Source organism: Sphingomonas sp. PvP055 (assembly GCF_040546365.1).
GTDB classification, from domain to species: domain Bacteria; phylum Pseudomonadota; class Alphaproteobacteria; order Sphingomonadales; family Sphingomonadaceae; genus Sphingomonas; species Sphingomonas echinoides_A.
The window spans coordinates 815,063-829,884 of record NZ_JBEPNS010000001.1 but is presented as its reverse complement, the minus strand read 5'-3'; the positions used below and the strand labels follow the sequence as shown (position 1 = coordinate 829,884).

At 66.2% G+C, this 14,822-nt stretch carries 16 protein-coding genes, 1 other RNA gene and 1 other annotated feature; of the genes, 8 read left to right on the top strand and 9 right to left on the bottom strand.

What is annotated here, in order from left to right; all coding sequences use genetic code 11:
• Positions 1 to 7: 7 nt before the first annotated feature.
• A complete protein-coding gene (locus tag ABIC16_RS04175) occupies positions 8 to 1,300 on the bottom strand; it encodes a sugar MFS transporter (RefSeq protein ID WP_354290138.1) in 1,293 nt (430 codons plus the stop codon).
• 138 nt (positions 1,301 to 1,438) lie between these two features.
• On the bottom strand, positions 1,439 to 1,723 hold the full coding sequence (locus ABIC16_RS04170; protein ID WP_277971137.1) for a chorismate mutase: 285 nt from the start codon (positions 1,721 to 1,723) through the stop codon (positions 1,439 to 1,441).
• 105 nt (positions 1,724 to 1,828) lie between these two features.
• Between ABIC16_RS04170 and ABIC16_RS04165 the strand changes: the two genes are divergently transcribed.
• Entirely contained in the window at positions 1,829 to 2,845 is a 1,017-nt protein-coding gene (locus ABIC16_RS04165; RefSeq protein ID WP_277971138.1) for a polyprenyl synthetase family protein, read from the top strand.
• A 96-nt stretch (positions 2,846 to 2,941) separates the two neighbouring features.
• Positions 2,942 to 3,088 carry a Flp family type IVb pilin gene (locus ABIC16_RS04160; protein ID WP_354290137.1) on the top strand — a complete coding sequence of 49 codons (147 nt, stop codon included), beginning with the start codon at positions 2,942 to 2,944 and terminating at the stop codon, positions 3,086 to 3,088.
• A gap of 1 nt (position 3,089) precedes the next feature.
• On the opposite strand, the gene ABIC16_RS04155 is transcribed toward ABIC16_RS04160, so the two are convergent.
• A complete protein-coding gene (locus ABIC16_RS04155) occupies positions 3,090 to 4,076 on the bottom strand; it encodes a cation diffusion facilitator family transporter (RefSeq protein ID WP_354290136.1) in 987 nt (328 codons plus the stop codon).
• Between the two features lie 148 nt (positions 4,077 to 4,224).
• On the opposite strand from ABIC16_RS04155, the gene hrpB reads away from it, so the two are divergent.
• Both hrpB and ABIC16_RS04145 read left to right on the top strand, forming a co-directional pair.
• Entirely contained in the window at positions 4,225 to 6,702 is a 2,478-nt protein-coding gene (hrpB, locus tag ABIC16_RS04150; RefSeq protein ID WP_354290135.1) for an ATP-dependent helicase HrpB, read from the top strand.
• Between the two features lie 9 nt (positions 6,703 to 6,711).
• Complete coding sequence (locus tag ABIC16_RS04145) at positions 6,712 to 6,993, top strand: ETC complex I subunit (protein WP_277971142.1); 282 nt, start codon at positions 6,712 to 6,714, stop codon at positions 6,991 to 6,993.
• Positions 6,994 to 7,047: 54 nt separating this feature from the next.
• Here the strand turns inward: ABIC16_RS04145 and ABIC16_RS04140 are convergent, their stop codons facing one another.
• From ABIC16_RS04140 to ABIC16_RS04125, 4 genes are read right to left on the bottom strand one after another with little or no spacing between them, the layout of a single operon-like run.
• Positions 7,048 to 7,563, bottom strand: a complete 516-nt coding sequence (locus ABIC16_RS04140; protein WP_354290134.1) for an NUDIX hydrolase — start codon at positions 7,561 to 7,563, stop codon at positions 7,048 to 7,050.
• The gene (locus ABIC16_RS04135; protein ID WP_354290133.1) at positions 7,560 to 8,243 is read right to left on the bottom strand and encodes a TPM domain-containing protein; all 684 of its coding nucleotides are present in this window, start codon (positions 8,241 to 8,243) and stop codon (positions 7,560 to 7,562) included. Before ABIC16_RS04135 ends, ABIC16_RS04140 begins: the two co-directional genes overlap by 4 nt.
• Complete coding sequence (locus tag ABIC16_RS04130; protein WP_354290132.1) at positions 8,243 to 9,142, bottom strand: TPM domain-containing protein; 900 nt, start codon at positions 9,140 to 9,142, stop codon at positions 8,243 to 8,245. Before ABIC16_RS04130 ends, ABIC16_RS04135 begins: the two co-directional genes overlap by 1 nt.
• A gap of 25 nt (positions 9,143 to 9,167) precedes the next feature.
• Positions 9,168 to 9,764 carry a LemA family protein gene (locus tag ABIC16_RS04125; protein WP_354290131.1) on the bottom strand — a complete coding sequence of 199 codons (597 nt, stop codon included), beginning with the start codon at positions 9,762 to 9,764 and terminating at the stop codon, positions 9,168 to 9,170.
• Between the two features lie 82 nt (positions 9,765 to 9,846).
• Here ABIC16_RS04125 and mscL point away from each other — a divergent pair, with 82 nt between their 5' ends.
• Positions 9,847 to 10,305, top strand: a complete 459-nt coding sequence (gene mscL, locus ABIC16_RS04120) for a large conductance mechanosensitive channel protein MscL (RefSeq protein WP_354290130.1) — start codon at positions 9,847 to 9,849, stop codon at positions 10,303 to 10,305.
• Positions 10,306 to 10,395: 90 nt separating this feature from the next.
• Here mscL and ABIC16_RS04115 read toward each other — a convergent pair whose 3' ends face one another.
• Positions 10,396 to 10,827, bottom strand: coding sequence for an RrF2 family transcriptional regulator (locus ABIC16_RS04115; protein WP_277971297.1), 432 nt, complete (start codon positions 10,825 to 10,827; stop codon positions 10,396 to 10,398).
• A 69-nt stretch (positions 10,828 to 10,896) separates the two neighbouring features.
• Between ABIC16_RS04115 and ssrA the strand changes: the two genes are divergently transcribed.
• Positions 10,897 to 11,245: a transfer-messenger RNA gene (gene ssrA, locus ABIC16_RS04110) on the top strand.
• Between the two features lie 114 nt (positions 11,246 to 11,359).
• Entirely contained in the window at positions 11,360 to 12,253 is an 894-nt protein-coding gene (locus tag ABIC16_RS04105) for an LOG family protein (protein ID WP_354290129.1), read from the top strand.
• A 48-nt stretch (positions 12,254 to 12,301) separates the two neighbouring features.
• Here ABIC16_RS04105 and ABIC16_RS04100 read toward each other — a convergent pair whose 3' ends face one another.
• Entirely contained in the window at positions 12,302 to 13,783 is a 1,482-nt protein-coding gene (locus tag ABIC16_RS04100) for a SulP family inorganic anion transporter (RefSeq protein WP_354290128.1), read from the bottom strand.
• A 74-nt stretch (positions 13,784 to 13,857) separates the two neighbouring features.
• Positions 13,858 to 13,913, bottom strand: a sequence feature (sul1 is cis-regulatory element that is thought to sense ions involved in sulfur or methionine metabolism; They are found in Alphaproteobacteria).
• A 145-nt stretch (positions 13,914 to 14,058) separates the two neighbouring features.
• Between ABIC16_RS04100 and ABIC16_RS04095 the strand changes: the two genes are divergently transcribed.
• Entirely contained in the window at positions 14,059 to 14,748 is a 690-nt protein-coding gene (locus ABIC16_RS04095; RefSeq protein ID WP_354290127.1) for a helix-turn-helix transcriptional regulator, read from the top strand.
• The last annotated feature ends 74 nt before the right edge of the window (positions 14,749 to 14,822 follow it).

The window sequence follows — 14,822 nt, the reverse complement described above, 5'->3', positions numbered from 1 at the left end:
GCCATCGTCATCCGACGGTCGGCTTGCGCGTGAAGACGCCGTAGCTGGCGATCACCAGATAGCATAACGCCGGGACCAGCAGCGCGAACTGCAACGACGACTGGTCCGCCAGAACCCCCGTCAGCGGTGGCACGATCGCCCCGCCCACGATCGCGGTCGCGATGATACCCGATCCTTCCGCGGCCCGCGCGCCGAGCCCTTCGCTGGCAAGGCTGAAGATCGTCGGGAACATGATCGAATTCATCAGCCCGATCGCCAGCAACGACCAACCCGCGACCGCACCTGTGCTGTGTGTCGATACCGCGATCAGCGTGACCGCACCGATCGCGACCCCCGCGAGCACCTTGCCCGGCGACACGACTCGCAGCACGAACGCGCCGATGAACCGGCCGACCATCGCGCCACCCCAATAATAAGCGACGTGCTTCCCCGCGGTGACCGCGTCGAAGCCCATCGTGCTGGACTGTTCGAGATAGCTGACGATCAGCGACCCGATCGCGACTTCCGCCCCGACATACAGAAAGATGCACGCCGTCCCGAACGCGAAGCGCGGGCGCTTGAGCAAGTCGAACGCCTGGAAGATGCTGCCATGCTGTTCGACCGTATGCGGCAGGCGCTTGCGCCGCGACCACACCACCACCGCGACGAGCACCAGCGCGAGCGCAAGGCCGAGATAGGTGTGGACGACGACCTGCGTCTCCGCGGTGCGATGCGCGTCGAGCGCGGCGCCGGTCAGCGTCTTCGAATCGACCTTGGCCAGGCTGCCGAGGATCAGGATCGAGCCGACGATCGGGAAGATCGTCGTGCCGAGCGAGTTGAAGAATTGCGCGAAGGTCAGCCGGCTGGACGCGGTCCGCGGCGCCCCGAGTAGGCTGATCAGCGGGTTGGCGACGACCTGCACCGTCGTGATGCCGATCGCGAGCACGAACAACGCCATGAGGAACACGACGAAGGTGCCCGACGACGAAGCGGGGATGAACAGCACGCAGCCGATCGTCATCAGCAACAGGCCGATCGCGGCGGTCTGCATATAGCCCATCCGCCGGACGATTGCCGCCGCCGGAAGCGAGAAGACGAAATAGGCAGCGAAGAAGGCGGACTGTACCAGCAACGCCTGCCCATAATTGAGCGTGAACAAGTCCTTCAGTTTCGGGATGATCACGTCGTTGAGACTGGTGATCCCGCCGAAGATGAAAAACAGCGCGAAGACGAAGACCTGCAGATCGGGCGCGTTGACGCCGTGATCGGCATCCCCCGCCGCGGTTGTCCCGGCGGGCTTTGTGCCCGGGTTCAGTGCCATGAAATGCTCCACTTTCGGACCGGCGCGATGCGCCGCGCCGCCATATGGCGCACCGTCTGCCACCGGTTCGGAGCCGGGTACAGCGCGTTAACGATCCCGTGTAGCGACCCTGTAGACCCGGACCGGCCGGGCGTCGCGCTAGCCGCCGTCGCGGACGCGCTCGTGGTGACGAATCACTTCGTCAATGATGAACCGCAGGAACTTCTCGCTGAAATCGGCATCGAGCTGCGCATCGTTGGCCAGACCGCGCAACCGTGCGATCTGCGATTCCTCGCGACCGGGGTCCGCCGGGGGCAGTCCAGCCGACGCCTTGTAGCGACCGACCGCCTTGGTCACCTTGAACCGTTCGGCCAGCATGAAGACCAGCGCAGCATCAATATTGTCGATACTCTGACGGTATCCGTTGAGCGTTTCGTCGGACACCAGCGTACTCCTATCCCGTGATGGGCCTATTTGAGCGACACACGTGCGCCGTGCAACCCGCAAAGGGTTGCGTTTGCGGCGCCGCGCGGCCACATCGCAGTCCACATGACCGCCACGATCCACCGCCTGGGCGATACCCGGCCCGCCCCGTCGCTCGAACCCATGGTTCAGCTCGTCACGGGCGACATGAACATGGTAAACGCGGTCATCCTGTCGCGAATGCAATCGCAGATCCCGCTGATCCCCGAACTTGCCGGACATCTGATCGCGGGCGGCGGCAAACGCATGCGCCCGATGCTCACGCTCGCGAGCGCGCGGCTGCTCGGCTATTCTGGCACGCGCCATCATCGGCTCGCCGCGGCGGTCGAGTTCATTCATACCGCGACGCTACTCCACGACGACGTCGTCGACGGCTCCGACCTGCGGCGCGGCAAGCGCACCGCCAATCTCATCTGGGGCAACCCGGCGAGCGTCCTCGTCGGCGATTTCCTGTTCAGCCGATCGTTCGAGCTGATGGTCGAGGATGGCTCGCTCAAGGTGCTCGGCATTCTGGCGGGCGCGAGCGCGATCATCGCGGAGGGCGAGGTCAACCAGCTGACCGCCGCCCGCCGGGTCGACACGCCCGAGGAACGCTATCTCGACATCATCGGCGCGAAGACCGCCGCGTTGTTCGCCGCCGCGTGCCGCGTATCGGCGGTCGTCGCGGAACGGCCCGAGAGCGAGGAACTCGCGCTCGATGCTTATGGCCGCAACCTGGGCATTGCGTTCCAGCTGGTCGACGACGCGATTGATTACGTGTCCGACGCGGGCACGATGGGCAAGGATGCGGGTGACGACTTCCGCGAGGGCAAGGCGACGCTTCCAGTCATCCTCGCTTATGCGCGCGGCAATCCGGAAGACCGTGTGTTCTGGAAGGCCGCGATCGAAGGCCACCGCAACCGCGACGAGGATTTCGCGCGTGCGATCGCTTTGGTCCGCTCGACGCGGGCGGTCGAGGACACGCTCGCGCGGGCACGCCATTATGGCCAGCGCGCGATCGACTCGCTTGGCGTGTTCGCCAACGGTCAGGCGAAGGACGCCATGATCGAAGCGGTCGAATTCGCCGTAGCGCGAGCGTACTAGGCCGCGATACCGTAGTCCTACGGATGGCGTGACTCACGCGGACACAAGGTTCCCCGTCCAGAACCTCCCCGCACGATCAGCAGGGAGTCACCGTCCGTGAACATCTGGAAGAACCATCGCGGGGCGACCGCGATCGAATATGGCTTGATTGCCGCGCTGATCGCGGTGGCGGCGATCGCCGGGATGCAGTCGCTCGGGACAAAGGTTTCCACCGCCTACAAGAACATCGGCGCGGTGATGTAGCTTACGCGCCGGTGCAATCGGCCGCTTCGGACGCGCAATCGGCCTCGAGCTCGACTTGCAGCGTCGCATGGCCGATCCCGAAATGGTCCTTCAACATCGCCTGCGCGCCGTGGAGGAACGCATCCCCCGGATGCCCCTGCGGCATGACGAGATGCGCGGTGAGGACCGTTTCGGTGGTGCTCATCGGCCAGATATGGACGTGATGCACCTGCGCGACCCCCGGAAGCGCCTGGAGGTCAGTGCGGACCGCATCCGAATCAATCCCGCGTGGAACGGCTGCCAGCGACATCTCGACCGATTCGCGCAGCAACCCCCAGGTCTGCAGGAAGATCAACACCGCGATGACGATGCTGACCACCGGATCGAGCCAGATCGCCCCGGTCCACCAGATCAGCAGCCCCGAAACGACCACCCCCGCCGACACCATCGCGTCGCTCGCCATGTGGAGATAGGCGCCGCGGATGTTGAGATCGTCCGCGCTCCCGCGCAGGAACATCAGCGCGGTCGCGCCATTCACCAGAATGCCGACCCCCGCGACCCACGCCACCATCGGGCCATCGACCGGGGCGGGAACCGCGAGCCGCTGGATCGCCTCGAGCAGGATCGCCCCCAGCGCGACGAGCAACAACAGCGCGTTGAGCAGCGCGGCGAGGATCGTCGAGCCCTTCAACCCATAGGTGAACCGCTTGGACGGCGACCGCCGCCCGAGCGCGATTGCCGCCCATGCCGCGCCAAGCCCCAGAACATCCGACAGATTATGCCCGGCGTCGGCAAGCAACGACACCGAATGCGCCATCAGCCCGAACACGACCTCGCCGACGATGAAGCTGAGGTTGAGCGCAATTCCAACCGCAAAGGCGCGATCGTGCCCGCTGGCCGGTGCGTGGCTGTGCCCATGCCCACCGTGGCTATGGCCACCGTGGCCATGGCCCCCATGATTATGCCCGCCATGGTCATGCCCATGGTGCGCGTGGCTATGCCCGGCCATCAGAAGTCTCCGCGTTCGATTTCAGCCGCCTAGCATCGCGTGATCGTGAGATACTAGGACGCACGCGATGACAAAGCCGTCATCCCGCGCGATCCCTCCCACGGGATGACACGCTTCCATCCGCGGCAACCTGCGGTAGGGAAGCGGTGTGACACACGCCCTGCCCATCCATGCCGTCCTCCCCGCGCTGCTCGACGCGTTGCGGCAGTCCGCGAACGCGGTGCTGGTGGCGCCACCGGGTGCAGGCAAGACCACCGCCGTCGCACCCGCGCTGCTCGCCGAACCGTGGTGCAGCGGAGAGATCCTGTTGCTCTCACCCCGCCGCCTGGCGGCGCGGGCGGCGGCCGAACGGATGGCGGCGCAAGCGGGCGAACCCGTCGGCAAGACCTATGGTTATGCCACGCGGATGGATTCGAAGCGCTCCGCCGCAACCCGGATCACCGTTGTGACGGAAGGGATCTTCGTTGCGCGGATCCAGGACGATCCCGAACTCGCGGGCATCTCCGCCGTGCTGTTCGACGAAGTCCATGAACGCAGCCTCGACAGCGATTTCGGCCTTGCGCTCGCGCTCGATGCGCAAGCCGGGCTGCGGCCCGATCTGCGCTTGCTGGCGATGTCGGCGACGCTCGACGGTACGCGCTTTTCGGGGCTGATGGGGAATGCCCCCGTCGTCGAGAGCGAAGGGCGGATGCATCCACTGACGCTGCGCCATCTCGGTCGCGCGAGCGAAGCGCGGATCGAGGATTCGGTCGCCGCCGCGATCAAGCTTGCGCTGCGCGAGGAAACCGGCGGCGTGCTCGCGTTCCTGCCGGGTGTCGCGGAGATCGAGCGCACCGCCGAACGGCTCGACGGGCTTGGCGCGGGAATCGTGCTGCACAAGCTCCACGGCAGCCTCGATCCGGCGTTGCAGCGCGCGGCGATCGCGCCCGATCCTGCGGCCGCGCGCAAGATCGTGCTGGCGACGTCGATCGCGGAGACCAGTCTCACGCTCGACGGCATTCGCGTGGTGGTCGATTCGGGGCTCGCGCGCCGGCCACGCTATGACCGCGCCGCCGGGATGACCCGGCTCGTGACCGAACGTGCGAGCCAAGCCGCGGTTACGCAACGCGCGGGGCGTGCCGCGCGGCAGGGGCCGGGGGTCGCCTATCGCTTGTGGGAGGAAGCCGCGACCGCGGGGTTGCCGCGGTTCGACCCGCCCGAAATCCTCGAAGCCGATCTGTCCGCGCTGACGCTCGACTGCGCGCTGTGGGGGGTCGCCGACCCGCGCGCGCTCGGCTGGCTCGATCCGCCGACCGAAGCGGCAGTGCAGGAAGCGCGCGCGCGGCTGATCGCGCTCGACGCGATCGACTCCGATGGCCGCCCGACCGCGCACGGCAAGGCGATCGCACGGTTGCCGATCGCGCCACGGCTCGGACACATGCTGGTGCGCGCGGGTGCGCTCGGCATGAGCGGGGCGGCGGCGGAAGTGGCGGTGCTGCTCGGCGAACGCGGGCTCGGCGGAAACGACGTCGATCTCGACGCGCGCCGACGCCGCTGGCGCGGGGAGCGCGGACAACGCGCCGACGCCGGGCGCAAGCTCGCGCGGCGCTGGGCCACGCTCGTCGCATCCGCCCCCAAAACCGAACCGACGACCTTGGACGGCGAAACCGCGACGGCGATTTCGCTGGCCTTCCCCGATCGCATCGCGCGGCGGCGCGACGGATCGGGCGAGACCTGGGCGTCGGTCGGCGGGCGTGGGTTCAAGCTCGACCCGACCAGCAGCCTCGCCCGCACCGAATGGCTCGCGGTCGCCGAGACGCAGGGGCTCGCTTCGGGCGCGCGAATCCTGTCCGCCGCCGCGATCGACCTAGCGACGATCGAGCGCTTGTTCGGCGACCGCATCGTGACGCACCGGGACGCAACGTTCGACCCGGCCACGGGCGGCGTGGTCGCGCGGCGCGAACGGCGGCTGGGGGCGCTCCGCCTGTCGAGCGGGCCGGACGCAAAGGCCGACGCAGGCGCGATCGCCGCGGCGTTGCTGGAGGGGGTCCGGACGCATGGGCTTGCGCGGCTGCCGTGGAGCGACGCGGCGCAAGCGCTGCGTCACCGTGCCGCCTTTGCCGCAGCGCACGGCGGCGCGGACCTCGCGCTCGATGACGACGCGTTGCTCGCGCGGGCGGAGGAATGGCTGGTGCCGTTACTCGACGGCAAGCGGCGGCTCGATGCGATCGACCCGGGCGCGTTGACCGATGCGCTGCGCGGAGTGATCGGTTGGGATGCGCTGACCGCGATCGACCGGCTTGCGCCAACGCACTTCCACAGCCCGGCGGGGAGCGGCCATGCGATCGACTATGCGGCCGAGGGCGGCCCGCGCGTCGAGTTGCGGCCGCAGGCGCTGTTCGGGCTTGCCGTCCATCCAATGGTGGGAGGTGGCCGCGTTCCGCTGGTGCTGAGCCTCACCTCACCCGCGGGTCGACCGATCCAGACCACGCGCGACCTGGCCGGCTTCTGGGCCGGAAGCTGGGCCGATGTCGCGCGCGAAATGCGCGGGCGCTATCCCCGCCATCCGTGGCCGGACGACCCTGCCTCCGCCGCCGCAACGCTCCGGACAAAAAACGCAGATGCGCGCGCGCGCGAAGCACGATAAGGAGCCCTCATGTCGACCGCCCGAATCTATCAGCGCCCCAAGAACGCCATGTCCTCCGGACGGGCTCGCACCTCGACCTGGGTGCTGGATTTTGCTCCCGCAGAAGCCAAGCAGCCGGACCCGCTCACCGGCTGGGCCGGATCGGGCGATACGCGCGATCAGGTTCGCCTGACCTTTCCGACGCAGGAAGCCGCGGTCGCTTATGCCGAGCGCGAAGGCCTTGCCTTCACGATCGTCGCGGCACCGCAGCGCACGCTCAAGCTGCAAAGCTACGCGGACAACTTCCGCTAACGATCAGCGTGCCGGGTAGTCCCGGCGCTATCGGTTTCCCGGTCCGGGCGACGCTTAGCCGTCGGCCAGCATCCCTGCGCCCAGCAGCAGTAACAGTTTCACATCCATCCCCAGTCCCGCGGCGCGCTTCTCGGCGACGAACGCCGCGAGATGCGCAACCGGGACGCGGTGGACGGTGATCCCCTCGCCCTCGACCCCGCCGCCGACACCGATTCGCTCCAATCCGCGCGCGCGGACGAGCGTGAAGCCTTCCGACACCATGCCGGGGGAGGAGTGGAAGAAACCGAGCGATTCGACCGAGTCCGCACGGTAGCCGGTTTCCTCCTCCAGCTCGCGCGCCGCGGAGGCGAGCACGCTCTCGCCGGCGTCTTCATCCCCGACCAGACCGGCTGGAAGCTCGAGGCAGCGCTTGCCGAGCGGCACGCGATACTGTTCGACCAGTAGGACATGCCCATCGTCGATCGCCAGGATCACCGCCGCCTGGATGCCGCGCGCGCGCCCGACATATTCCCAGGTGCCGTCCTTGATGACCTTGATGTACTTGCCGCTCCACACCGTCTCTGCGGTCATAATTCGATCAGCCTGTCGGGAAGTTCGTTGCGGTCGGTTTCGGTCTTGGGGAAGGTTTCAGCCAGGATCAGCCCGATCTGCTCGACCGCCGCCGCCATGCCCGCGCCCGGTTTTCCGCCGCGGGTTTCATGGACCAGCGCCGCCATCGCATCGCCCCAGCGTTCCGCCGGGACCGCGCGGTGGATCGCCTCGTCCGCGACGATCTCCGCCATCCGTTCGTCGCGCGACAAATACAGCAGGATGCCGACTCGCGACGCCGTCCGCCGTTCCGCACCGACCTTGAAATAGCGGATCGCCCGGGCGCGCACGCGGCGCCGCCGGATCGCCTTGGGCACCAGCGCGAGCCGCAAGGGCATGTGCGACAGGATCAGGCGCACGATCAGGAACATCAGCGTCTGTGCGACGAGGATCAGGCCGACCAGCAACCGAGGATCGGGCTCGGCATCCCAACCTTGCGTGAAACCGCTCAACCACCGCTCGACCCCCGCCGGATCGACCGTCGCCAACGCGGTGACGAGCAGCATTGCCAATATGGCGACCAGCAGCGCCGTATCGTCATAGCTGTCCGAGCGATCGGTGACGATCGTCACGATTTCGCCGTCGGTGCCGTCCTCGGCCCGCTGGACCGCCGCGAGCACGAGCGCATGGTCGTCGGCGCCGAGCCGTGGTGTTCGTGTCATCACCAATCCCCCGATGCGCCGCCGCCGCCGAACGACCCGCCGCCGCCGCCGGTAAAGCCACCGCCGCCCCAGCTGCCGTCCGACCCGCCGCCGGAACCGCCGCCACCGCCCCAGCCGCCGCCGGATCCGGCGCCGGTACCGCCGCCCCAGCCGCCCATCGTCGCGCCCCACAGGATCGCGGGTGCGATGCCGCTGCGATACTGACGACCGCCGCCGCCACCGCCTCCACCGCCGCCCCCGCCACCACCGCCGCCACCGCGACGGAGTACCGACAGGAGAACGAAGCCGATCACCATGCCCCAGAAGATGAGGCCGAACGGAATCCCGCCGCCATTGCCCGACCGGCGGTGCGTCTTGTCGAAGGCCTTTGCCGCCGCGTCGACTTCCGCCTTCGCTTCCTCGGGCGAGGCACGCAGTTGTGCGATCAGCGCGTCGGTGCCGGCTTCCATCGCACCGGGAATATCCCCCGACTGCGACAATTTGGGGATCATCTGATCACGGATCACGCGACCGGTGAACGCATCCGTCAGGATCGGCTCGAGCCCGTAGCCGACCTCGATCCGCGGCCCGCGATGGCCCTTGGGCTCGTTCGGCGCGATGAACAGGATCGCGCCGTTATTCGCATCCTTGAGGCCCACCCCCCAGGCGCGACCGAGGCCGACGCCATATTCCTCGAGCTCGCGGCCCTCCAGATTGGGGATCGTCGCGACGACGAGCTGGCGCTTGGTGTCCTTCTGCAACGCTTCGAGCTTCGCGGTCAGGTCAGCCTCGGTCGCGGGTGGCAGGACGTTGGCCGCATCCACCACCAGCCCGGTGAACTTGGGGTAGGTCTGCGCGCTCGCGGTCGTCGTGCCGAACAACACGGCGACCGCGAGCAGAAGCGATTTCAGGATGTGCATGAAACGGGCCCTCTGAGCCCCCCGATCAGTTGCTGTTGCCGAAGTTCACCGTCGGTGCGGCTTCCGCACCCGGCGTCGTGGCCTTGAACGGCACGAGCGGCTTTGCCCCGTAGAAGATCTTCGCACCGATCGCATCCGGGAAGGTCCTGATCGTGGTGTTGTAGCTCTGCACCGCGCCATTGTAATCATGCCGCGCGGTCGAGATGCGGTTCTCGGTGCCCTCGAGCTGATCCATCAGCGTCGCATAATTCGCCTGGCTCTTGAGCTCGGGATAGGCCTCCTGGAGCCGCTGGAGCGACAGCGTCACGTTCGACTGCGCCTTTTCATACGCCGCGACCTTCGCCGGATCGTTGAGCTGATCGGCCGAGAGTTTGACCTGGTTCGCGCCGGCGCGCGCCTGCGTCACTTCCACCAGGATGCTCTTTTCCTGTGCGCCAGCGGCCTTCACGGTCGCGACGAGGTTGGGGATGAGATCGGCGCGGCGCTGATAATAGTTTTCGACGTCGGCCCATTTGGCCTTGGCGTTTTCCTCTTGCGTCGGAACGCTGTTGAGCCCGCAGCCGGACAGCGACGCCGTCATCGCCAGACCGGCCGAAGCGACGAACAGGGTACGGTACTTCATTTGTGGGATCCCTCCAGACCTTGCACCCGCATGATAGCCGGGTACGATAGCGACACGAAATGAAATCGGTTGGGGAACGTGTATGTTCAAGGAGTTCAAGGCTTTCATCGCGCGCGGCAACGTGCTCGATCTGGCGGTCGCGGTGATTATCGGCGCGGCGTTCGGCAAGATCGTGTCGTCGCTGACCGACGACGTCATCATGCCGGTGATCGGCCGCATCCTGGGTGGCCTCGACTTTTCGAGCTACTTCGTCGTGCTCGGCAAGGTGCCGGCGGCGCTGGCAGGCTCGTCCGATTATGCCGCGCTCAAGAAGGCCGGCGTGCCGCTGTTCGGCTATGGCGCGTTCCTGACCGCGGCGGTCAACTTCCTGATCGTCGCGTTCATCATCTTCCTGATCGTCCGCGGCGTGCATCGGCTGATGCCCAAGCCACCGGAAACTCCAAGCGAGCCGGTCGAACCCGCCGACGTCACGTTGCTGCGCGAAATTCGCGACGAGCTGAAGCGGCGGCCGACCTCGTCCGGGGTTATCGACCGAATGTGAGAGAAGGGCGGAACGCTTCCTGTTCCCCACCCGCGCTGGCTCTGTGATTTCCCGCTAGAGTGGAATTCCAGAGCCAGGCAAGACAGCAGCTCAGGCGGCGACCAGATCTTCCGATACCGAATCGGCAAGGCTGGTCCCGTCGAGGATGCGGGCGGTCTCGTCGCGGACGCGCATCATCGCGTGACGGATCGCGCAGCTTGCCTCGTCCTTGCAATCCTTGCACGAGCGATAGGCGGTGCGGCTGACGCACGGCACCAGCGCAAGCGGCCCCTCGATCACGCGGATGATCTCGCCCAGCGAAATCAGGTGCGTCGGGCGCGCGAGGCAATAGCCCCCCATCTTGCCGCGATAGCTGTGGAGAAAGCCCGCTTCGCGCAGGTCGGCGAGGATCAGCTCGAGAAACTTGCGCGGGACGTTCGCCTCCAGCGCAATCCGGTTCATCGGGATCGGGGGGCTGTCCTTGGGAGCTTCAGCCAGGAACATCATCGCGCGCAGCGCATAGCGGGAACGTTGGGTCAACATGATACTATACCCCATGCACCGCTTTTGTGGCGAGTCAAAGGCGCTGCCCTATTTTATCGAGCAAATTGCAGGCTTCCCATTCCCGACCGAGCACCTATATCGGCTTTGCCGGGTTCGCCCGGCTATGGCGATAAAGTGCGGCGTGCAATAGATACAACGGACCCGGGGGCAGTACCCGGCGGCTCCACCACAACCGGCCACGGCTTTCAGCCAGACCGGTCATGACGGGGCCGAAGCAGGATCGACGTGTTTCGAAAAGCGCTGTTTTTTCCCGGGCTGAGTAACCTGCAAAAGGCTCAAAACCACAAGTGCAAACGATAACGAAGCACTCGCGATCGCAGCGTAACTCAAGGCCTCACGGTCTAGGTTACTAAGCTAAGCGCGGTTCGGGCCGCACCGGGCAACAGAAGCGGACACCGGCGGTACGGGGAGCACCGAGCAACAGAAGCTCCCCACCTCTTTCTCGATCGCGGCGGCGTGCTTGCCGCCGGACGGCCTTCTCATCCGCTGCCGGAAAGCCTATTTGGCGCGGATGAGTCAGTCCCCCAAGCATGAGACGCACGTTCCTTCGCGCGTATTCCCCGCCGCTCGTACCGATGCCGAACAGGCCAAGACCGGTGTCAGCACCCCCCAGACCGAAACCCCGGCGTATCGCCTCGCCTTCCAGGACATGGATTTCCTGTTGCGCGAGGATCTCCGCCCGATCCGTTTCCAGCTCGAGCTGCTCAAGCCGCAGCTGATCATGGACGAGGCCAACATCGCCTCGACCTTCGTGATGTACGGCTCCGCGCGCATCCCCGAGCCCGCCAAGGCGCAGGCGTTGCTGGACATTGCGCACAATGCCGAGGGCGACCGCGAGCAGGCGATCCGCATCGCCGAGCGGCTGGTCGAGAAGTCCAAATATTACGACGTCGCGCGCGAACTCGCGCAACTGGCGAGCGGATTTCCGCTCGATACCGAAGGCAAGCGCCACTTCGTCGTATGCTCGGGCGGCGGACCCTCGATCATGGAAGCCGCCAATCGCGGTGCCGCGGAAAGCGGGCATGAATCGATCGGGCTCAACATCGTGCTCCCGCACGAACAGGCCCCCAATCCTTATGTCACCCCGGCACTGTCGATGCAGTTCCACTATTTCGCGCTGCGCAAGATGCACTTCCTGCTTCACGCGCGCGCGCTGGCGGCGTTTCCGGGCGGGTTCGGCACGTTCGATGAATTGTTCGAGCTGCTGACGCTGATCCAGACCGGCAAGATCGCGCCGATCCCGGTGCTGCTCTACGGTCGCGACTTCTGGAACCGGGTCGTCAATTTCGACGCGCTGGTCGAGGAAGGCGTGGTCAGCGCCAAGGATCTCAAGATCTTCACCTTCGTCGAGACCGCGGAGGAAGGCTGGGAGGTCGTCCAGGACTTCTACCGCGACCGCGACTGATGCGGTCCGGGTCGGGCGGTGCCGATGCGCCGCCCGCCCCGCAACCCCTTACAGCGCCGGTTCGCGCAACAACGGCGCGTGCCGGTCGACCAGCGTCGCGCTGGCGGCGTTGAGCCCGATCACCTCGACCGCGATGTCATGCCGCCGCATCTTGGACACGACGTCCTCCAGCGCGCCGACCGCGGTAATGTCCCACAGATGCGCGCGCGTGAGATCGATCCGGGCATTGCGCGCGGTATCGGCGAGATCGAACCGGTCCGCGAAGATATCGGCGCTGGCGAAGAACACCTGCCCCGTCACGTCGTACAGCCGGGTATCGGTCGCTTCGTCGTAATCGACCGCAACGTCCATCAGCCGCGTGACCTTGAACGCGAAGAACACCCCGCTCAGCAACACGCCGACCGCAACGCCAATCGACAGATCGTGCGTCAGCACCGTGACCGCGACGGTCGCGAGCATCACCACGCCCGACACCTTGGGATGCCGTGCGAGATCGCGCAGCGAGCCCCAGGAGAAGGTACTGATCGATACCATGATCATAATCGCGACCAGCGCCGCGACCGGCACCTGCGCGATCCACGGGCGCAGCGGGACCATCACCACCAGCAGGAACACGCCCGCCGCCAGCGTCGACAGCCGCCCGCGCCCGCCATAGCGGACGTTGCCGACGGTCTGCCCGACCATCCCGCACCCGGCGATCCCGCCGAACAACCCTGCGGCAAAATTGGCGAGCCCGAGCCCGGTCGATTCACGCGCCTTGTCGCTCTTGGTCTCGGTCAGATCGTCGACCACGGTTGCGGTCATCATCGATTCGAGCAGCCCGACCGCCGCCATCGCCACCGCATAGGGCGCGATGATCGTCAGCGTGTCCCAGGTGAACGGAAGATTGGGGAGCGCGAAGGTCGGCAGCGACGCGGGCAGCTTCCCGAGATCCGCCACGACATGGACCGGCATTGGAAACGCGATGCTGATCGCGGTCAGCACGACGATGCAGATTAGCGGCGACGGGATCGCGGTCGTCACGCGCGGGACGAGGTAGATGATCGCCAGCCCCAGCGCGATCATCGCATAGGTATGCCAGCTCACCCCCAGCATCTGCGGCACCTGCGCGGAGAAGATCAGGATCGCGAGCGCGTTGACGAACCCGGTCCGCACCGAGCGCGAGACGAAGCGCATCAGCACGTCGAGCTTGAGCAGCCCGAACACGATTTGCAGCACGCCTGCGAGCAACGTCGCGGCGAGCAGATATTGCAAACCATGCGCGTGGACGAGCGCGGCGGCGACCAGCGCGACCGACCCCGCCGCGCCCGAGATCATCGCCGGACGCCCGCCCGCAAAGGCGATAACGATGCCGATGACGAAGGAGGCGAACAGCCCGACTTGCGGGTCGATGCCCGCGACGAAGGAGAAAGCGATGACTTCTGGAATGAGCGCGAACGTCCCCACCATGCCGGCGAGGACGTCGCGCCGCGCGCCGGTAAGGCTGGTGAACCATTCGGCGCGGTAGCGCGAAAGAGATAATGTATTCATGAAAATGAGGTCCGCATTGACCGCCGACACGCGTCGCTTCCTTGCGACACGCGGATGTTTGAATTGGCGGATTGCGTTGTCCGGCGGATCGGCGGCCGGAATAGCCACCCGGGTTTTCACCGGGTCCTTACGAATGTGGGGGCGGATAGCGGGAAATTTGGTGCGGTGCAACAGGCGGTTGGAGCAGAGGGGTAAATGCTCCTCCCGCGACACGTTCTTTTCGAGAGTGCCTCCTGCCAAATTATGGCAGTATCGCGCACGGAGAACACACGGCCATGTCCCGCGCGCAACGTCTTCTCGACTTGATACAAGTGCTACGCCAGCATCGGCGCGCAGTGGCGGGTGCCGTTCTGGCCGCAGAACTCGGTGTGTCGTTGCGCACCGTCTATCGCGACATCGAGACGTTAAAGGCCCAAGGCGCGCATATCGAGGGTGAAGCCGGCATCGGCTATGTCCTTCGACCGGGCTTCATGCTGCCGCCGCTGATGTTCTCCGAAGAGGAAATCGAAGCGCTGGTGCTGGGCTCGCGATGGGTTTCCGAACGGGCCGATGGCGTCCTGGGCAAGGCTGCGCGCAACGTGCTTGCCAAGATCGGCGCCGTCCTGCCCGATGATCTCAAGGCGGGCATCGAAGCTTCCGGGATGCTGATTGGGCCCGGCACACCCATTCCGGCACGGGATGACGAACTTGCCACAATCCGTCGGGCAATCCGGTCCGAACACAAGATACATGTTAGCTATGCCGACGAGCTCGGGAACGCCACCGAGCGGACCCTCTGGCCGATCGCGCTGGCCTTTTACGATCGCGTTCGTGTCCTCGTGGCATGGTGCGAGTTACGCCAGAGCTACCGCCATTTCAGGATCGACCGCATCGCCACACTCCAGGGCATTGCAGAGAAATATCCGGGCCGTCGCGCAAAACTGCTCAAGGAATGGCATGCCGTCCAGGGTGTGCCCGAACAATGACTGCTGACAGAAACTGACAGGGTGACGTCGTAGCCTTCCGTTCGTCGGCACCGATTCTGTGTGCCGCGCATACG